Origin of the sequence: Thalassospira sp. UBA1131 (assembly GCF_002311515.1) — a bacterium.
GTDB lineage: Bacteria > Pseudomonadota > Alphaproteobacteria > Rhodospirillales > Thalassospiraceae > Thalassospira.
Window position 1 is genome coordinate 15891 of sequence record NZ_DCAO01000028.1, and the last position, 4776, is coordinate 20666.

Consider the following 4776-nt stretch of genomic DNA (forward strand, 5'->3'; position numbering starts at 1 on the left):
GGTTGGCGCAATCCGGAAGTTCTGCTGATCGTTATGGCGGCTGCCATGCCGCTGTCCTTTTCGACCTGGATGGCGCTGCTAAACAACTTTTCGGTCGAAATGGCCGACTTCACCGGCCGCGAGATCGGCATCTTGCAGTCCTTGCGTGAAATCCCAGGTTTCCTTGCCTTTACCGCGATTTTTGTGCTGCTGGTTCTGCGTGAACAGACCTTTGCGGTTCTGTCTTTGCTGGTGCTTGGAATTGGCGTTGCCATATCGGGCTATTTCCCGACCGTGATCGGCCTTTATTGCACGACGGTTTTGATGTCGATCGGTTTCCATTATTTCGAAACCATGCAGCAGGCCTTGTCTTTGCAGTGGGTGCGCAAGGATCGCACCGCCATGGTCATGGGGCGGCAGCTGTCGGCAAAATCAATCTCGTCGCTGATCATGTTTGGCATGGTCTGGGTGATGCTCGAAGTTTTTGCCGTCGAGTATCGCTATGTCTATCTGTTCGGCGGTGCATTGACGGTCCTGGCCGCGCTTTTTGTCTGGGGGGCGTTTCCGAAATTTGCCGATGCCCATCCGCAGAACAAGAAGCTGATCTTGCGCAAACGCTATTGGCTTTACTACGCGCTGACTTTCATGAGTGGCGCACGCCGTCAGATATTTACCGTGTTTGCCGGCTTCCTGATGGTCGAGAAGTTCGGTTATGACGCAGCAACCATCACCTTGCTGTATCTGCTTAACCACGTGATCAACATGTTCCTGGCCCCCAAGATCGGCAAGATGATCGGCAAATGGGGCGAACGCCGTGCGCTGGTCTTCGAATATGTCGGACTGTTCATTGTTTTCGTCTCCTACGCCTTTGTCGAAAACCACATTCTGGCCGGTGGTCTTTATGTGATTGACCATCTGTTCTTTGCGCTGGCGATCGCTATCAAGACCTATTTCCAGAAGATCGCCGATCCGGCTGACATCTCCTCAACCGCCGGGGTCAGCTTTACGATCAACCATATCGCCGCCGTTTTCATCCCGGCGGCCTTCGGTTTGCTTTGGCTGATTTCGCCGGGTGCGGTGTTCCTTGCCGGGGCAGCCATGGCCTTTGTCTCACTGGTTCTGGCCCTGAACGTCCCACACGATCCGGAGCCCGGAAACGAGGTTATTCGCGGATACAAGTCAACCGCGATGCAGCCAGCCTGATCACCAAATATGTCTCAGACCAGAAACGCCTGCCGATCGTGGCAGGCGTTTCTGTTTGTGTTTGCCCTGCCTTTTTCGCAAAATCTTCAAAACACCGACATTTAAACGGGATTAGATTGTCGCGGTTTAACGCATAAGCAGGGACACGGCTCGATGGTATTCATTCACAAAAAAGCTGCCCGGATTGCCGGGATTTCGATGGCACTTGCACTGGTAAGCAGCACGGCATTGGCCGACAGCACGGTGTCTTTGCGCATCCTCGAAACCACAGACATCCACACGCATCTGGTTAACTATGACTATTACCGTGACGGCGAGTCAGACACGGTTGGTCTGGCAAAGGTCGCGACCCTGCTTAAGACCGCACGTGGCGAGGCAGAGAACGTTGTCTTTATCGATAATGGTGACCTGATCCAGGGAAATCCGCTCGGCGATTATATGGCCAAGGAACGCGGTCTTAAGGATGGTGACGTCCATCCGGTCTATAAGGCGATGAACCTTCTTGGCTATGACGCGGCCAATATCGGGAACCATGAATTTAACTATGGTCTCGATTTCCTGGGTAAATCATTGGCCGGTGCCAACTTCCCCTATGTCAGTGCCAACGTCTTTGTTGATGATGGCGATGATAATCCCGATAACGACAAGCCGTATTTCGAACCCTATGTGCTGCTGGATCGGGAATTTACCGATAATGACGGCAAGGTGCACAAGGCCAAGGTCGGTGTGATCGGTTTTGTGCCACCCCAGATCATGCAGTGGGACAAGGCCAATCTGGAAGGCAATGTGATCGCAAAAGACATTGTTGAGATGGCAAAAAAATATGTCCCGGAAATGCGCGAAAAGGGGGCGGATATCGTCATTGCCGTTCCGCATTCCGGTCTGTCGACCATGGCGCGTAATGGCATGGAAGAAAATGCCACCTATTACCTTTCCGAAGTCGATGGCATTGATGCGATCCTGTTTGGCCATGCCCACACTGTGTTCCCGTCTGAGACCTTTTCCGATCTTGAAGGTGTCGATATCGCCAAAGGCACGATCAACGGCGTTGCGGCTGTGATGCCGGGCTTCTGGGGCAGCCATCTTGGCGTGATCGATCTGACCTTGAATGTGTCTGATGACGGTGAATGGAGTGTCACCGACAGTCTGTCAGACGCACGTCCGATCTATCAGCGCGAAGGCCGGACCGTGACCCCGCTGGTTGAAGCCGATCCGGAAATCATTGCCGCGGTCAACGAAGAGCACGAAGCCACCATTGCCTATATGCGCGAAGGTGTGGGCACCACATCGGCACCGATCAACAGCTTCTTTGCGCTTGTGGCCGATGATCCCTCGATCCAGATCGTGACCAACGCCCAGAAATGGTATCTCGAAAAGATCCTGAACGGATCGGAATATGATGGTATTCCAATCCTGTCGGCCGGGGCGCCGTTCAAGGCCGGAGGTCGCGGTGGTCCGGACTATTTCACCGACATTCCTGAAGGCAAGATTGCGCTTAAAAACGTCGCGGACCTTTATATCTATCCAAACACCGTGCGCGCAGTATTGCTTGATGGTGATCAGGTGCGTGAATGGCTTGAAATGTCGGCAGGCCAGTTCAATCAGATTGATCCGAACAGCAGCGAAGAACAGGCTCTGATCAACCCGGATTTCCCGACATATAATTATGATGTGATTGATGGCGTGACCTACGAGATCGATGTCACCAAACCGGCCCGCTACAACAAGGCGGGCGAAGTGATCAATCCCGATAGTCACCGCATCGTCAATCTGAGCTTCGAAGGCAAACCGGTGACAGCCGATCAGAAGTTTGTCGTTGCGACCAACAACTATCGCGCAGGGGGTGGTGGCAATTTCCCGGGCCTTGATGGATCGACCATCATTGTCGAGGCACCCGATGAAAATCGTACGGTGCTTGCCAACTATATCCTGACCGAAAAGGAAATTGATCCGAAGGCGGATGGCAACTGGACCTTTGCCTCAATCGGTGAGGCGTCCGATGTAACGTTTGTTACCAGCCCCAAGGCATCCTCGGCTGTTAACGCACCCGACAATATCAGCTTCGTTGGTGAGGATCAGGAAGGCTTTGCCAAATACGTGCTGCAAACAAGGTAACCATTAGAACCTTGACATCGCCCAACGAAAAAGCCGCCCGGATCAGGCGGCTTTTTTGTATCTCGGTGTCTCTGCGGGCAATTGCCAGGCGCAGAACAGATTATTTCCGGTTTGCAGCCTGCGGGCCTTTGCCGCCGGGGCCACCCTGCTGTGCAGGGGGATTGTCTTCGCGCGGGTTCTTGCCGTTAAGGTAGGCCTGTGCGCAATGTTCGTCGCAATAAGGCTTGCTCGGCACGATTTTCTTGCCGCAGAAATGGAAGTCGTCATCGCCCGGATCGCCAAACGGCCAACGGCACATGCCCGGACCAAGATCAAAGATCGAAATGCCTTTGGTCTGCTGTTTGGGGGCCGGTGCCTTTTTCTGTTCTGCTTCCTCGGCGCGGCGCTGGATCGGGGACGGGCGCTTGGGCAGTCCAAGGCGGTGTGCCTTGCCAACGACGGCATTCTTGCCAACGCCCAGTTCCTCACCGATGCGTGCCGTGGTCCAACCCTGATTCCAGAGCGAGGTCAGCAATTCAATCTTTTCCGGCGTCCAGCTCATTTCGAGTATATTCCGTATTTCTTGGTCTGCCGGTCAGAATATCCGGCGGCAGGTGCTTGTTGTTCGATGTCAAACAGGGATACAGAGGTATCCGCTAATATCGTGTAACGCAAGGGTCTTGGAGATTCGCACCCCGGCCCGTCTGCGCGAACAGGGCAATTTGCATGTTGAAGCCACAATGTAAAGAGGGGATCGCGTTTTGGCAGGGTTTTTCATTGCAGTGACCGTTTTCCTTGCAGGCCATATTATTCCGGGCTTGCTGCGCGAAAGGCTTGTAAGACGTATCGGCTACCGCCCCTATATTATTGCATTCTCGATCCTGTCAGTTCTGCTGTTTGGCTGGGTCATTCACGAGGTTTTGGTCGCGGAGTCGTTTTTACTCTGGGACTATCAAACCTGGCAGGCACAGCTCCTTGTGGTTGTCATGTTGCCTGCCTGTATTTTGTGGGCCTGTGCCATTCTTCAACCCTGTCCGCTGTCAATTGGTCGAAAAACCGGCTTTGATCCGGCAAAGCCCGGCATCAATCGGTTTTGCCGTCATCCACTGCTGTTGGGCATGATCCTTTGGGGGGCCGGACACACGATCGCCAATGGTGATATCGTCGCCGTCCTGTTCTTTGGCGGCAGCAGCATTTTTGCCCTGATCGGGTTCTGGCGAATGGAAAAAATCCGGCTGCGCGGAATGACGGATGGCGAACAGGCGATCCTTCTGGCAGCAACCCGACGCTTTTCGCTGTCAGGCCTAAAGGATGCCTTTCGGGGGCGGGATATCCTAGCCGGGATTGTTCTTTATCTCCTTATCCTGGGTGGGCATGGGCATGTGATTGGTGTCGATCCGCTTGCAATGGCAGGCTGGTAATAATGTTTTGATCGCAAGGCTTGTCAGCCAAGGTTTTGACAGGGATACTGGAAATGCGGTGCAGGAAATCTGCACTGGC

General features: G+C 53.8%; 4 protein-coding genes. 3 read left to right on the top strand and 1 reads right to left on the bottom strand.

Annotated features, from left to right (window positions below):
* Both B3Z49_RS04115 and B3Z49_RS04120 read left to right on the top strand, forming a co-directional pair.
* Positions 1–1182, top strand: a 1182-nt coding sequence (locus B3Z49_RS04115) for an MFS transporter (RefSeq protein WP_296988413.1), incomplete at its 5' end; no start/stop codon positions are given.
* A 153-nt stretch (positions 1183–1335) separates the two neighbouring features.
* The gene (locus B3Z49_RS04120) at positions 1336–3297 is read left to right on the top strand and encodes a bifunctional 2',3'-cyclic-nucleotide 2'-phosphodiesterase/3'-nucleotidase (RefSeq protein WP_296988414.1); all 1962 of its coding nucleotides are present in this window, start codon (positions 1336–1338) and stop codon (positions 3295–3297) included.
* A gap of 100 nt (positions 3298–3397) precedes the next feature.
* Here B3Z49_RS04120 and B3Z49_RS04125 read toward each other — a convergent pair whose 3' ends face one another.
* The gene (locus B3Z49_RS04125; protein ID WP_063088632.1) at positions 3398–3838 is read right to left on the bottom strand and encodes a GcrA family cell cycle regulator; all 441 of its coding nucleotides are present in this window, start codon (positions 3836–3838) and stop codon (positions 3398–3400) included.
* 199 nt (positions 3839–4037) lie between these two features.
* On the opposite strand from B3Z49_RS04125, the gene B3Z49_RS04130 reads away from it, so the two are divergent.
* Entirely contained in the window at positions 4038–4697 is a 660-nt protein-coding gene (locus tag B3Z49_RS04130; RefSeq protein WP_296988416.1) for an NnrU family protein, read from the top strand.
* Positions 4698–4776 lie beyond the last annotated feature (79 nt).